Source organism: Paraburkholderia sp. JPY465, assembly GCF_050436725.1.
GTDB classification, from domain to species: domain Bacteria; phylum Pseudomonadota; class Gammaproteobacteria; order Burkholderiales; family Burkholderiaceae; genus Paraburkholderia; species Paraburkholderia youngii.
In genome coordinates this window covers 3,373,350-3,386,999 of sequence record NZ_JBNDMT010000003.1, presented here as the reverse complement: position 1 = coordinate 3,386,999, position 13,650 = coordinate 3,373,350, and the positions used below count along the sequence as shown (strand labels likewise).

General features: G+C 65.7%; 8 protein-coding genes. 6 read left to right on the top strand and 2 right to left on the bottom strand.

Features of this window, described 5'->3' with window-relative positions; all coding sequences use genetic code 11:
* The first annotated feature begins 142 nt into the window (after positions 1-142).
* The 4 genes from hemE to QFZ94_RS30250 all read left to right on the top strand — a co-directional run bounded on the left by hemE (position 143) and on the right by QFZ94_RS30250 (position 5,839).
* The gene (gene hemE, locus QFZ94_RS30265) at positions 143-1,243 is read left to right on the top strand and encodes a uroporphyrinogen decarboxylase (RefSeq protein WP_429461424.1); all 1,101 of its coding nucleotides are present in this window, start codon (positions 143-145) and stop codon (positions 1,241-1,243) included.
* 465 nt (positions 1,244-1,708) lie between these two features.
* Positions 1,709-3,955, top strand: a complete 2,247-nt coding sequence (locus QFZ94_RS30260; RefSeq protein WP_429461422.1) for a primosomal protein N' — start codon at positions 1,709-1,711, stop codon at positions 3,953-3,955.
* Between the two features lie 169 nt (positions 3,956-4,124).
* Entirely contained in the window at positions 4,125-5,555 is a 1,431-nt protein-coding gene (locus QFZ94_RS30255) for a YeiH family protein (protein ID WP_429461420.1), read from the top strand.
* A gap of 110 nt (positions 5,556-5,665) precedes the next feature.
* Positions 5,666-5,839, top strand: coding sequence for a hypothetical protein (locus tag QFZ94_RS30250; RefSeq protein WP_429461418.1), 174 nt, complete (start codon positions 5,666-5,668; stop codon positions 5,837-5,839).
* A 106-nt stretch (positions 5,840-5,945) separates the two neighbouring features.
* On the opposite strand, the gene QFZ94_RS30245 is transcribed toward QFZ94_RS30250, so the two are convergent.
* Positions 5,946-6,116: a hypothetical protein gene (locus QFZ94_RS30245; RefSeq protein ID WP_429461416.1), complete on the bottom strand. Its 171-nt coding sequence runs from the start codon at positions 6,114-6,116 to the stop codon at positions 5,946-5,948.
* A gap of 323 nt (positions 6,117-6,439) precedes the next feature.
* On the opposite strand from QFZ94_RS30245, the gene putA reads away from it, so the two are divergent.
* Complete coding sequence (gene putA / locus QFZ94_RS30240) at positions 6,440-10,378, top strand: trifunctional transcriptional regulator/proline dehydrogenase/L-glutamate gamma-semialdehyde dehydrogenase (RefSeq protein ID WP_368585617.1); 3,939 nt, start codon at positions 6,440-6,442, stop codon at positions 10,376-10,378.
* 88 nt (positions 10,379-10,466) lie between these two features.
* Positions 10,467-11,615 carry a branched-chain amino acid ABC transporter substrate-binding protein gene (locus tag QFZ94_RS30235; protein ID WP_368585618.1) on the top strand — a complete coding sequence of 383 codons (1,149 nt, stop codon included), beginning with the start codon at positions 10,467-10,469 and terminating at the stop codon, positions 11,613-11,615.
* A gap of 73 nt (positions 11,616-11,688) precedes the next feature.
* On the opposite strand, the gene QFZ94_RS30230 is transcribed toward QFZ94_RS30235, so the two are convergent.
* The gene (locus tag QFZ94_RS30230) at positions 11,689-13,416 is read right to left on the bottom strand and encodes a thiamine pyrophosphate-binding protein (RefSeq protein ID WP_429461413.1); all 1,728 of its coding nucleotides are present in this window, start codon (positions 13,414-13,416) and stop codon (positions 11,689-11,691) included.
* Positions 13,417-13,650: the final 234 nt, after the last annotated feature.

The following is a 13,650-nucleotide window of genomic DNA, read 5'->3' as shown; positions in this document are numbered from 1 at the left end:
GCGGGCGGAGGTGCGCCGGAGCTGCACTCCGCCCGCTTCCCACGACGCGCCGTCGCAACATCGATTGCCCCGCGATGCGCGATGTCCGAGGCCGCCTCCGGTAAAATGCTCCTTTGCCCTCAGCTCTCCAGTCGCACGCAACGTGGCCCATCAACTCCTGAACGACACTTTCCTGCGCGCGCTGCTGCGCCAGCCCACCGACTACACGCCGATCTGGCTGATGCGGCAAGCTGGCCGCTATCTGCCGGAATACAACGCCACGCGTGGGCGCGCGGGCAGTTTCCTCGGTCTTGCGAAGAATCCGGCTTTCGCGACGGAAGTCACGCTGCAGCCGCTCGATCGGTATCCGCTCGACGCCGCGATCCTGTTCTCCGACATCCTGACCGTGCCTGACGCGATGGGCCTCGGCCTCGATTTCGTCAACGGTGAGGGGCCGAAATTTGCCCGTCCGGTGCGCACCGAAGACGACGTCGCGCGCCTCGCGGTGCCCGACATCGACGCCACACTGCGCTACGTGACCGACGCCGTGCGCGAAATCCGCACGGCGCTGAAGGACGCCCAAGGCCGGCAGCGCGTACCGTTGATCGGCTTCTCGGGCAGTCCGTGGACGCTCGCGTGCTACATGGTCGAAGGCGGCGGCTCGGCGGACTTTCGCACGGTCAAATCGATGCTGTACGCGCGTCCCGATCTGCTTCAGCGGATTCTCGACATCAACGCGCGCTCGGTCGCGGCATATCTGAACGCGCAGATCGAAGCCGGCGCGCAGGCAGTGATGATTTTCGACACATGGGGCGGAGCGCTCGCCGATGGCATCTATCAGCGCTTTTCGCTGCGCTACATCGAGCAGGTGGTCAGTCAACTGAAGCGCGAGCACGATGGCGAAAAAGTGCCCGTGATCGCCTTCACGAAGGGCGGTGGCCTGTGGCTTGACGACATCGCCGCGAGCGGTGTGGACGCGGTGGGCCTCGACTGGACCGTGAACCTCGGCAAGGCGCGCGAGCGTGTTGGTGGCAAGGTGGCTCTTCAGGGCAACATCGATCCGTCGGTGCTGTTTGCACCGCCTGCCGCGATCCGCATGGAAGCGCGCGCGGTGCTCGACAGCTTCGGCAATCATCCCGGCCACGTTTTCAATCTGGGGCACGGCATTTCGCAGTTCACGCCACCGGAGCATGTTGCCGAGCTGGTGGACGAAGTGCATCGTCACAGCCGCGCTATCCGTAGTGGTGCACATACGCCCGCGTGAGATTGTAATCGTTACCGTTTCGTGTTGCGTTGCAGCGAATTGGGCTCTGGGTCTAAGGACCGCAGTTCCGCGAAGAGGCCGTCAGATGGTGGTCTTACGAAAGTCAAGAGTTGACTTATGCACACTTCGCACGCTGCGGCGCAGTAGAGGGTTTAATCGTGGCCCGACCCTTGCACATACCCGGTTCATTTGATCTGAGCCTTGTCGGGCAAGGCTTTGCGGGGAGCGGGATGAAATGTGCGGAATCCCACAAAAGGCCGTCGCCACGCCGTTTGCGGCCCGTCGAAGCGAAGTTCTCAACAAAGTTATCCACAGGGCCACGAGCCGAGCGCAATTGTTCAGCCGAATCCAAAACTTAGCGGTGAAATTAAGGTTTTACTTTAACTTCGACGGGTTCGTGTCCCGCGCGAGCCACCCCGCGCCGCGATATGGCATCGTGCCCGCTCGTCCGCAGCGCCTCGCCGAGTGAACGAAGTGTTCGTCCGCGTCGCCCTCGATCATCCGCTGCCGACCCTGTTCGACTATCGCTGCGGCACATCCGAGGCGCCTGTCGTGGGCACGCTCGTCAGCGTTCCGTTCGGCAAACGGCACGTGGTGGGGCTGATCTGCGAAGTGGCCGCCCACAGCGAGGTGCCCGCCGAACGCCTGCGGGATGTGGATAAGGTCTGCTCGTCGTGTCCGCCGGTGTCGGCACATTGGCTTGCACTCGCCGCGTTCGCCGCGGACTACTATCAACGCGGTCTCGGCGAAGTGGCGTTGCCCGCGCTGCCGCAGGCGCTGCGCGACGCGTCGCGCTGGTCGCGGCTGTTCGCGCCGGAAGAGCGCTATCGGTTGACGGCCGAGGGCCGCACGGCGTTGCCTGACGCGTTGCCGGCCCGCGCGACGGCGCTCCGAGCGCTTGCGCAAGCACTCGCGCAAGCCGACTTCCTGCTCGCCGCCGACGCCCGCGCGCTGCATCCGAAGGCGCTGGCGACACTCGACACATGGCAGACCGCTGGCTGGGTGACGCTCGACGTGATCGATGCCGCCGCTGTGCCCGCCGCGGCGGCGCTGCCGGACGCACCCGCGCCGGTCCTGCCGACCCTCACCGACGAGCAGGCGAGTGCCGTCGAAGCGATCCGCGACGCCGGCGGCTTCGCGCCGTTCCTGCTGCACGGCGTGACGGGCAGCGGCAAGACGGAGGTGTACCTGCGCGCGCTTGCCGCGATTCTGGCCGCCAAGCCTGATGCGCAAGCGCTCGTGCTAGTGCCGGAGATCAACCTGACGCCGCAGTTCGAGGCGGCGTTCCGCGCCCGCTTCGCCGCGCTCGACGCCAGCGCGATCGTCACGCTGCATAGCGGCCTCGCCGAAGGCGAGCGCGCCCGCAACTGGTTTGCCGCGCACACCGGCCGAGCGCGCATCGTGCTCGGCACGCGGCTCGCGGTGCTCGCGTCGCTGCCGCGGCTGGCGATCATCGTCGTCGACGAAGAGCACGATCCCGCCTACAAGCAGCAGGAGGGCTTGCGCTATTCGGCGCGCGATCTCGCAATCTATCGGGCGAAGCAGCTCGGCGTGCCGGTCGTGCTCGGCTCGGCGACGCCGTCGCTCGAGAGCTGGTGGCAGGCCGATCAGGGCCGCTACAAGCGGCTCACGCTGTCGCGCCGGGCCGTCGCCGACGCCGCGCTGCCGGCCGTGCGCCTGATCGATCTCGAAGACGAGCGCCGCCGCGGGCGGGCGTCGATCGAAGGCTTGTCGGGTCCGTTGATCGCCGCGATGAAGGCGCGGCTCGAACGCGGCGAACAGAGCCTCGTGTTCCTGAACCGTCGCGGCTACGCGCCGCAACTCGCCTGCGACGCGTGCGGCTGGGTGGCCGGTTGTCCGCGCTGCAGCGCCTACGTCGTGCTGCACAAGCCCGAGCGCGCGCTGCGCTGCCATCACTGCGGCTGGGAGTCTCGTATCCCGCGTTCGTGCCCGGAGTGCGGCAACGTCGATATCGCACCGCTCGGGCGCGGCACGCAGCGCGTCGAGGAAACGCTCGCGAGCGCGGTTCCGGGCGCCCGCGTGCTGCGTATCGATGCCGACAGCACGCGCCGCAAGGGCAGCGCGCAGGCGTTATTCTCGGACGTGCACGCGGGCGAGGTCGATATTCTGGTCGGTACCCAGATGATCGCGAAAGGACACGATTTCCAGCGCGTGTCGCTGGTAGGCGTGCTGAATGCCGATACCGCGCTGTTTTCGCATGATTTCCGCGCGAGCGAACGCCTGTTCGCGCAGCTGATGCAGGTGAGCGGCCGCGCGGGCCGCGCCGGCCTGCCGGGCGAAGTGCTGGTGCAGACGCGCTATCCGCGTCACGCGCTGTATCACGCGCTTGGCCGTCACGACTACGTCGGCTTCGCCAACTCGACGCTCGCGGAGCGACGTGACGCGCACCTGCCGCCGTTCGTCTACCAGGCGCTGCTGCGCGCCGAAGGCCGCACGCTCGAAGCGGCGCTCGCGTTTCTGCAGCAGGCCGCCGCCGAGCTTGCGCAGATTCCTGCCGCCGAGCGCGTCACCGTCTACGACGCTGTGCCGCTCACGATCGTCAAGGTGATGCATGTGCATCGCGCGCAACTGCTGATCGAAAGCGCGTCGCGCGCTGCGCTGCAGGCCACGTTGCGCGCGTGGCAGCCCCTGTTGCGCGCACTCAAGGGCGTGTTGCGCTGGAATCTCGAAGTCGATCCGCTCGACATCTGACGCCACGGCCCAGGTTACGCCGGCCTTACTTCTTTGAGTCATATCCATAGAGCGAATGATCGTTTCGCTTTGTGATAGCGCTCGCCTATATTCGCCAAATCGGCGCATTTTGCGGCTAAACAACAACTACTTCGCGCCGATACCACTCAACTTTCTCGGGGCATCTGCAATGAGCGACACCCATCATCCCGCACCGGCGGGCGCCGCACCGGGTCATCGGCAAGGTACACAAGATGCGCAAACCGCACGAGGCAGCGGCTTTTTGCTGACCGAAGATTGGCTCGCTGCTGGCGTTGGCCTCCTCGTGATCGTGATTGCGTGGGCGCTGTTCGCGTCGGGCAGCAGCATCAAGTGGCTCGCCGTCGCGCCGGCCAAATGGTCGAGCGTCTCACAGGCTGCGCAGGACATTGGCAAACATTTACCTAACTACCTCGCGCTGTTCGCGACCTTCGCGGTGCTGTTCGGCGCGAGCGTCGCTCTGCTCAGGCAGCGCGTCGGCGCTTTTCTCGCGGCGTTCGTCGTCGTATTCGTCGCTTCCGCGCTGATCCTGACGCTCGGCGCGTGGGTCGACGCGTCGAGGTACAACCTCGAACCGCCGCTGGTTGCGCTCGCCTTGGGGCTGCTCGTGTCGAACCTTTTCACGCTGCCGCAGTGGCTCGGGGCGGGGTTGCGCGTCGAGTTTTACATCAAGGTCGGGATCGTGCTGCTCGGCGCGACGCTGCCGTTCACGCTGCTCGTGTGGGCCGGGCCGGTTGCGGTCGTACAGGCGAGCATCGTGTCGTTGGTGACGTTCTTCGTGATCTTCCTCGTTGCGCGGGCGTTCGGGCTCGATCGGCGCTTTGCCGCCGTGCTCGGTGTCGGCGGCGCAGTGTGCGGCGTGTCGGCAGCTATCGCGATTGCCGGCGCGGTACGGGCGAAGCGCGAGCAGGCGTCGGTCGCGATCACGCTGGTCGTGCTGTGGGCAGTCGTGATGATCTTCGTGCTGCCGTTCGTGTCGCGCTCGCTCGGACTGTCGACGGCCGTCGCCGGCGCCTGGATCGGCACGTCCGAATTCGCCGACGCCGCTGGCATCGCCGCCGCCCAGGCCTATGGCGATTTCGCGCGACACGCGGGAAGCGCGATCGCCGGCGCGCCGGAAGCGTCGTTGCAGGCGTTCACGCTGATGAAGGTGGTCGGCCGCGACATCTGGATCGGCATCTGGGCGTTCGTGCTCGCCATCGTCGCGACAACGCGTTGGGAAGCGCAGGACAGCGGCGTCACCGCGCGCGCGAATGCCGGTGAGATCTGGGCGCGTTTCCCGAAGTTCGTGATCGGTTTCGTGATCGCGTCGGCATTGGTCACGTGGATCGCGAGCCATTATTCGCTCGCCGATTACCGCAAGGTCGTCACGCCGGAGTTCGTCGCGCCGATCACGGTGCTGCGCACGTGGGCGTTCACCTTCTGCTTCCTGAGCATCGGTCTGACGACGCGCTTCCGCTCGCTTGCCGCGACCGGTCTGAAGCCGTTCCTCGCGTTCGCGGCGGGCGTGGTGGTCAATATCGCGATCGGCTATGCGCTGTCCGCGCACGTGTTCGCGTCGTACTGGAACAGCCTCGGATAACGCCCGTGAAGATTTCAATGGCTCGTGGAGTCGGCGCAAACCCATACGCGGGCGCCGTAGAGCGCCGCGGCGCGGCGGACGTGCCATGCTGTGCCGGATGCCGGCATCGCGTGAGCGACCGGGATGCGCTCGAGCAGCGTATTCCCGGGCTTGTCGCGTTCAGTTCGGGGTTCGGCGCGAGCGTTGCCGATAGCAGGCTGTGTCGTCTGCACGACCAGCTGGTTTCACCCGGCGACGTCTGTGCGCAGTTCGAGTCGGTTGCGCCGTCACTGGCGCCGCGCTGACCCAAAGGCGATCTTCAGGCGCCAAGCCCCGCGCGCCAATCGGATCGCAAATTCCCACATCCGCGCGCTTCCGGCTCTATGAGCCGTCGCGCGGGCTCCCTGCCTCTCAGTCGTTCAGCGCGTTTCGCGTGTCGCCCGTCGATCCACGCGAGGCCGCGCCTGCCTGTTTGCGCTCCTCTTCGCGCTGATTCGAGCTTCTGGTCGCGCCTCGAATGAAAAATACCGCACAGGCCGCGCACATCACCCAGATGCCCAGTATTACCAGCCACTTTTCCATCACACCAACCCTCGGGAACCCCGTTTATCTTTTCTGCGCGCCCTGAAACCGACGTTTCGGGCCGTCCATCGTCGTGCTTCTGTATATCGGCGCGCGAAGTCGTTTGATAAGGCTTATTTCAAAAAGAATCACGCCAGGGAAAGTACCGATCGAAAACACCCCGCTCCGGCTCTCGCGCAACTCCCGGAAACCCCCGCCGCATAAGGCTCGCGACGTGGTGCAACCAAGCTGTCGAATTGGTTGCACCTTTTTATTTGTAGGCGTACGATTCGCCCAACTTTTAGTCTTTCGCCAGGCTCACGCCCGGTACCAAAGAAGGAAACATGGCTAGCACCACCCTTGGCGTCAAGGTCGACGACCTCCTGCGTTCCCGGCTCAAAGATGCCGCCACCCGCCTCGAGCGCACCCCGCACTGGTTGATCAAGCAGGCGATTTTCGCCTACCTCGAAAAGATCGAGCACGGTCAGTTGCCGGCCGAACTGTCGGGCGCAACCGGCACGGCCGATCTCGCCGACGGCGCGGCGGTCGAGAACGAGGAAGATGGCGCGTCGCATCCGTTCCTCGATTTCGCGCAGAACGTGCAGCCGCAGTCGGTGCTGCGCGCGGCGATCACCGCCGCGTATCGCCGCCCGGAACCCGAGTGCGTGCCGTTCCTGCTCGGCCAGGCGCGTCTGCCGGCCAACCTAGCGGGCGACGTGCAGGCGATGGCCGGCAAGCTTGTCGAAACGCTGCGCACGAAGAGCAAGGGCGGCGGCGTCGAGGGGCTGATTCACGAATTTTCGCTGTCAAGCCAGGAAGGCGTCGCGCTGATGTGCCTCGCCGAGGCGCTGCTGCGCATTCCCGACCGGGCGACCCGCGACGCGCTGATCCGCGACAAGATCAGCAAGGGTGACTGGAAATCGCATGTCGGCCAGGCGCCGTCGCTGTTCGTCAACGCGGCGACCTGGGGTTTGATGATCACCGGCAAGCTGGTGACGACCAATAGCGAGACGAGCCTGTCGTCGGCGCTGACGCGGCTGATCGGCAAGGGCGGCGAGCCGCTGATCCGCAAGGGCGTCGACATGGCGATGCGCCTGATGGGCGAGCAGTTCGTCACCGGCGAGAACATTTCCGAAGCGCTCGCGAACAGCCGCAAGTACGAGGCGCGCGGTTTCCGCTATTCGTACGACATGCTCGGCGAAGCGGCCACCACCGAGGCCGACGCGCAGCGCTACTACGCGTCGTACGAGCAGGCGATCCACGCGATCGGCAAGGCCGCCGGCGGCCGCGGCATCTACGAAGGCCCCGGCATCTCGATCAAGCTGTCGGCGCTGCATCCGCGCTACTCGCGCGCGCAACAGGAACGCACGATGAGCGAGTTGCTGCCGCGCGTGCGTTCGCTCGCGATCCTCGCTCGCCGCTACGACATCGGCCTCAATATCGACGCCGAAGAAGCCGACCGCCTCGAACTGTCGCTCGATCTGCTCGAAGCGCTGTGCTTCGATCCGGAGCTGCAAGGCTGGAACGGCATCGGCTTCGTCGTGCAGGCGTATCAGAAGCGCTGCCCGTTCGTGATCGACTACATCGTCGATCTGGCTCGCCGCAGCCGTCACCGCATCATGGTGCGGCTCGTGAAGGGCGCGTACTGGGATACGGAAATCAAGCGCGCGCAGGTCGATGGCCTCGAAGGCTATCCGGTCTATACGCGCAAGGTCTATACCGACGTGTCGTACCTCGCCTGCGCGAAAAAACTGCTCGGCGCGCCCGATGCTGTCTATCCGCAGTTCGCGACGCACAACGCGCACACGCTGTCGGCGATCTATCACCTCGCCGGCAACAACTACTACCCCGGCCAGTACGAGTTCCAGTGCCTGCACGGCATGGGCGAACCGCTGTACGAAGAAGTCACCGGCCGCGACAAGCTGAACCGCCCGTGCCGCGTGTACGCGCCGGTCGGCACGCATGAGACGCTGCTCGCGTACCTCGTGCGCCGGCTGCTCGAGAACGGCGCGAATACCTCGTTCGTGAATCGGATCGCCGACGAATCCGTCGCGATCAAGGACCTGGTCGCCGATCCGGTCGAGGAAGCGTCGAAGATTGTGCCGCTCGGCGCGCCGCACGCGCGCATTCCGTTGCCGCGCAATCTGTACGGCGCCGAGCGGCTCAATTCGATGGGCCTGGATCTGTCGAACGAGCATCGGCTCGCGTCGCTGTCATCGGCGCTGCTCGCGAGCGCGCATCATCCATGGCGCGCCGCGCCGATGCTCGAAGACAACCAGATCGCCGTCGGTGCTGGGCGTGACGTGCGCAACCCGGCCGACCATCGTGATCTCGTCGGCACCGTCGTCGAAGCGACGCCGGAGCACGTGAGCGCAGCGCTCGGCCATGCGGTGGCCGCCGCGCCGATCTGGCAGGCGACGCCGGTCGAGGCGCGCGCCGATTGCCTCGCGCGTGCCGCCGATCTGCTCGAAGCGCAGATGCACACGCTGATGGGTCTCGTGGTGCGCGAAGCGGGCAAATCGCTCGCCAACGCGGTCGCGGAAATCCGCGAGGCGATCGACTTCCTGCGCTACTACTCGACGCAGATCCGCGACGAGTTTTCGAACGACACGCATCGGCCGCTCGGTCCGGTGGTCTGTATCAGCCCGTGGAATTTCCCGCTGGCGATTTTCATGGGCCAGGTGGCCGCCGCGCTCGCGGCCGGCAACACGGTGCTCGCGAAGCCAGCCGAGCAGACGCCGCTGATCGCGGCTCAAGCGGTGCGGATTCTGCGCGAAGCGGGCGTGCCGGCGGGCGCGGTGCAGCTGCTGCCGGGCAATGGCGAGACGGTCGGCGCCGCGCTGGTCGCCGATCCGCGCACGCGGGCGGTGATGTTCACCGGTTCGACCGAAGTCGCGCGTCTGATCAACAAGACGCTGTCCGGCCGGCTCGATCCGGATGGCAAACCGATCCCCCTGATCGCCGAAACCGGCGGCCAGAACGCGATGATCGTCGACTCGTCGGCGCTCGCCGAGCAGGTCGTCGCCGACGTGCTGCAATCGTCTTTCGACTCCGCTGGTCAACGGTGTTCGGCGTTGCGCGTTCTATGTCTGCAGGACGATGTTGCGGACCGCACGCTCGAAATGCTGACCGGCGCGATGCGCGAACTCGCGCTCGGCAACCCGGACCGGCTGTCGACCGACGTCGGCCCGGTGATCGACCTCGACGCCAAGCGCGGCATAGACGCCCACATCGCGGCGATGCGCGACAAAGGCCGCAAGGTCGAGCAACTGCCGCTGCCGGAAGGCGCGACGCAAGGCACGTTCGTGCCGCCGACGCTGATCGAACTCGACAGCATCGACGAGCTGAAGCGCGAAGTGTTCGGCCCGGTGCTGCACGTGGTGCGCTATCGCCGTAGCCAGCTCGACAAGCTGCTCGAACAGATTCGCGCGACCGGTTACGGTTTGACGCTCGGCATTCACACGCGCATCGACGAAACGATCGCGCACGTGATCAGCCGCGCACACGTGGGCAACATCTACGTGAACCGCAACGTGATCGGCGCGGTGGTCGGGGTGCAGCCGTTCGGCGGCGAAGGGCTGTCGGGTACGGGGCCGAAGGCCGGCGGCGCGCTGTATCTGCAGCGCCTGCTCGCGACCCGTCCGGCTGGTTTGCCGAAGTCGCTCGCGCAGGCGCTGGTGGTCGAAGTGCCGCAGGCGGCGCAGGCAGCAGAAAAGGGCGACAATCCGGCGGCCGCGTTGACCGCATTCCGCGATTGGCTGATCGACGAGCGCGAGCCGCAGCTTGCCGCGCGTTGTGACGGCTATCTGTCGCATGTGCCAGCGGGCGCAACCGCGGTACTGTCTGGGCCGACCGGCGAGCGCAATACCTACACGCTGGGCCCGCGCGGCACGGTGCTGTGCATCGCATCGACGGCGAGCGGCGCACGCGTGCAGTTCGCGGCGGTGCTGGCTACGGGAAATCGTGCGTTGTTCGAAGGCGCGGCGGGGGAACAATTGGTCTCGCAATTGCCGGCGTCGCTGAAGGCGCATGCGAGCGTGAAGAAGAGCGCCGACGCGCCATTCGACGCCGTGCTGTTCGAAGGTGACAGCGACGAACTGCTCACGCTCGTGAAAGAGGTCGCGAAGCGCGCGGGGCCGATCGTGTCGGTGCAGGGCGTCGCGGCCCGGGCGCTCGCGAGCGGCGACGAGGACTACGCGCTCGAGCGTCTGCTGACCGAGCGCTCGGTCAGCGTGAATACCGCGGCGGCAGGCGGTAATGCGAATTTGATGACGATCGGTTGAGCGAACCTCGGCGATTTCTTCAATAGAAAGGAAGCGGGCACGGCGACCCCGACACCGCTTCATCCACACCTGGTATCAAGGAGAAGCTATGCAACACAAAATGAAACAGCTGGCAGGCGCAGCTCTGGTTGCCGCTATGTCGCTGGCGGGGACGGCCAACGCTCAATCGACGGAAGACGTGAAGGTCGGCTTCGCCGGTCCGATGACGGGCGCACAGGCGCACTACGGCAAGGACTTCCAGAACGGCATCACGCTCGCGGTCGAAGAGTTCAACGCGACCAAGCCGGTGATCGGCGGCAAGCCGGTTCGCATCGTGCTCGACTCGGCCGACGACCAGGCCGACCCGCGTACCGGCACGACGGTCGCGCAGAAGCTCGTGGATGACGGCATCAAGGGCATGCTCGGCCACTTCAACTCGGGCACGACGATTCCGGCCTCGCGCATCTACGCGAACGCGGGCATTCCGCAGATCGCGATGGCGACCGCGCCGGAATACACGCAGCAGGGCTTCAAGACCACCTTCCGCATGATGACGTCCGACACGCAGCAAGGCTCGGTCGCTGGCACGTTCGCGGTGAAGAACCTCGGCATGAAGAAGATCGCGATCGTCGACGATCGCACCGCTTACGGCCAGGGTCTTGCGGATCAGTTCGAAAAGGCAGCGAAGGCGGCCGGCGCGACGATCGTCGATCGTGAATACACGAACGACAAGGCCGTCGACTTCAAGTCGATCCTGACCAAGCTGAAGTCGTCGAACCCGGATCTGATCTATTACGGCGGCGCGGATTCGCAAGCAGCGCCGATGGTCAAGCAGATGAAGCAGCTCGGCGTGAAGGCGCCGCTGATGGGCGGCGAAATGGTCCACACGCCGACCTTCATCAAGCTCGCCGGCGACGCGGCGAACGGCACGGTGGCTTCGCTCGCCGGTCTGCCGCTCGAAGAAATGCCGGGCGGCAAGGCGTACGTCGAAAAGTACAAGGCGCGCTTCAACGAAGACGTGCAAACGTACTCGCCGTACGCGTTCGATGGCGCGATGGCGATGTTCACCGCGATGAAGAGCGCGAACTCGACCGATCCGGCCAAGTACCTGCCGGTGCTCGCCAAGACGTCGAAGCCGGCCGTCACGACGGCCAACCTCGCGTACGACGAGCGCGGCGATCTGAAGAACGGCGGTATTACGCTGTACAAGGTCGTCGACGGCAAGTGGACGACGCTGCAAAGCGTGGGCGGCAAGTAAGTTTCTTGCTGAACCACGTAAGCCACAAAAAACCCCGCTTGTGCGGGGTTTTTTGATTGACGGCGGCGCAATTTCACTCCCCCCGCATCTTCCTCCCCTGCTCACGAATCATATCGAGCGTCGCCGCGGGCGTGCTCGCCTCCTGCGGCATCCGGATCTCGATCACGGCCGGCAGCTGCGATTCGATCGCGCGCTGCAACGCCGGCAGAAAATCCCCGGTACGTTCAACGGTCTCGCCATGCGCACCGAACGAACGGGCGAATGCCGCGAAGTCCGGATTCGTGAGACCGGTGCCATGCACGCGATGCGGATAGTGCCGCTCCTGATGCATGCGGATCGTGCCGAAATGGCTGTTGTTGACGACGATGAACAGCACGCGCAGGTCATACTGCATCGCGGTTGCCAGCTCCTGCGCGGCCATCATGAAGCAGCCGTCGCCGGCGAGCGCGACCACCGCGCGTTGCGGATACAGCGACTTTGCCGCGAGCGCCGCCGGCACGCCGTAGCCCATCGCGCCGCTCGTCGGTGCGAGCTGCGAACGGAAGTGTCGATATGAGAAATGCCGATGCAGCCACGTCGCGTAATTGCCCGCGCCGTTGGTAACGATCGCGTCCTCGGGCAAATGCGCGCGCAACTGCTGGATCACTTCACCCATCTGCACGTCGCCGGGAACCGGACGCGGCTTGCGCCATTCCAGATACGCGCGATGCGCTTCTTCAGCGGCACCCGCCCAGGCGAGCTTGCCGGACGACGACGGTTCCAGCTCTGCGAGCATCGCCGCGAGTTCAGGCATGCCGGAGACGATCGGCAGATCGGCCGCATAGACGCGCCCCAGTTCTTCCGCGCCCTGATGCACATGCACCAGCGTCTGTTTCGTCTTCGGGATATCGAGCAGCGTGTAGCCGTTGGTCGTCGCTTCGCCGAGGCGCGGACCGAGCGTGAGCAGCAGGTCCGCATCGCGAATGCGCTGAGCGAGCGCGGGATTGATGCCGAGACCGACGTCGCCCGCATAGTTCGGATGCTCGTTGTCGAAGGTGTCCTGGAAGCGGAACGCGAGGCCGATCGGCAGCTGCCAGTTTTCGATGAATCGCCGCAGGTCCGCGCATGCGGTCGTTGTCCAGCCGCTGCCGCCGGCGATCACCATTGGACGTTGCGCGCCTTCGAGCAACTCGCGCAGCTTCGTGATCTGCGCTGCCGATGGCGACGCCGCCACGCGTTGATAAGCGGGCGCGCCAGGCACCGCGTCGCAGGCATCGCTCAGCACGTCTTCGGGCAATGCCAGCACTACAGGCCCCGGCCGCCCCGAGGTGGCCGTATGAAACGCGTGGCTCAGATATTCGGGGATGCGCTTCGGGTCGTCGATCTGCGCGACCCACTTCGCCATCTGACCGAACATGCGCCGGTAGTCGATCTCCTGGAACGCCTCGCGATCGAGATGTTCGCGCGCACACTGGCCGATCAGCAGGATCATCGGCGTGGAGTCCTGAAACGCGGTGTGCACGCCGATCGACGCATGCGTCGCGCCCGGTCCGCGCGTGACCAGCGCGACACCCGGGCGGCCGGTCAGCTTGCCGACCGCTTCGGCCATGTTCGCGGCCGCGGCTTCGTGACGGCAGACGATCGTCTGGATGCGCCCGGTTTCGTCATGCAGCGAATCGAGCACGGCGAGAAAGCTTTCGCCGGGAACGCAGAAAACACGTTCGACGCCGTGCGTGAGCAACGCATTGACGACGAGGCGCGCGCCGGTCGTGCGTGCGGTATGGGAAGCGGAATGGGCAGCGGGAGCATTCGGCAGCGACATTGCGAAGAAGCCTCCTGGCAGTGCGTGAGTGCGTTGGAATGGAGCCGCATCGGCGGAACCTGCAACAGCGGCCGATGGGCGATTTGACAGCTTACGCCGAGCACGTGGGCGTTGTCATGGCGCAGCGCAACTGTTCGATCGGCGTAGGCGCAACGCGGTTGCCCAAATGAAAAACGCGGGCCACAGGGCCCGCGCTTTTCCGATTCCATCGCATGCAATTGGATGCCGCGCTCA

Excerpts from the sequence above, each read along its gene's own strand:
- QFZ94_RS30255 (WP_429461420.1), top strand. The coding sequence starts at position 4,125 with ATGAGCGACACCCATCATCCCGCACCGGCGGGCGCCGCACCGGGTCAT.
- QFZ94_RS30245 (WP_429461416.1), bottom strand. The coding sequence starts at position 6,116 with ATGGAAAAGTGGCTGGTAATACTGGGCATCTGGGTGATGTGCGCGGCC.
- putA (WP_368585617.1), top strand. The coding sequence starts at position 6,440 with ATGGCTAGCACCACCCTTGGCGTCAAGGTCGACGACCTCCTGCGTTCC.
- QFZ94_RS30235 (WP_368585618.1), top strand. The coding sequence starts at position 10,467 with ATGCAACACAAAATGAAACAGCTGGCAGGCGCAGCTCTGGTTGCCGCT.
- QFZ94_RS30230 (WP_429461413.1), bottom strand. The coding sequence starts at position 13,416 with ATGTCGCTGCCGAATGCTCCCGCTGCCCATTCCGCTTCCCATACCGCA.